The organism is Achromobacter sp. GbtcB20, from assembly GCF_019091095.1.
Classification (GTDB): domain Bacteria; phylum Pseudomonadota; class Gammaproteobacteria; order Burkholderiales; family Burkholderiaceae_B; genus Achromobacter; species Achromobacter mucicolens.
The window spans coordinates 1-665 of the sequence record NZ_JAGXJZ010000133.1; the positions used below are offsets into that span (position 1 = coordinate 1).

The window sequence follows — 665 nt, forward strand, 5'->3', positions numbered from 1 at the left end:
TCGGCCGCGACATCGGTCTTGACCACTTGGGCGCCATCGACCATGACCTTGCCCCCGTTCGTCTTGATCTTGAGCATACCACCCTCGTCCGTCTTGACCTCGCCCGGCTTCACGTCGGCCGCCATGACCTTGCCCGGCACCACGTGGTAGGTCAGGACCTTGGCGAGCGCCGCCTTGTCTTTCAGCAGCGCATCGAGCTTGGCCTTCGGCACCTTGGCGAAGGCTGCGTCGCTCGGGGCGAACACCGTGAACGGGCCCGGGCCCTTGAGGGTCTCGGTCAGGCCGGCCGCCTCGACGGCCTTGACCAGGGTGTCGAACGAACCGGCCGACTTGGCGGTGTCGACGATATCGGCGGCCTGGGCGGCGCCGAAGGCGAACAGGAATGCGGTTCCGAGCAAGAGCTTTTTCATCGAAAATTCCTTATCAAAGGTGAGGGAAAGGGCGGGCATCGGCCCCGCGTACCGCGTGGCGCCGGACGAGCGCCTGTCCGCGCCGGCGGCCCTGGCGGGGCCGATGCCCATGCTGTGTACATGTTGATGTTGTCAATGTAGTCCGCAGGCGGCGTGTTGTCTATGGTTTGAACAGGTGTAGAATGAATAAGATGGTTCAATATCGGGTCATGTCCTTGGAAATCTTGGGACGCAATCTTTGGGGCGAATCTGATG

At 62.4% G+C, this 665-nt stretch carries 1 protein-coding gene; it reads right to left on the reverse strand.

Features of this window, described 5'->3' with window-relative positions; all coding sequences use genetic code 11:
• Nucleotides 1–410, reverse strand: a 410-nt coding sequence (locus KVT32_RS28180) for a fasciclin domain-containing protein (RefSeq protein WP_217619211.1), incomplete at its 3' end; no start/stop codon positions are given.
• Between the last annotated feature and the right edge of the window lie 255 nt (nt 411–665).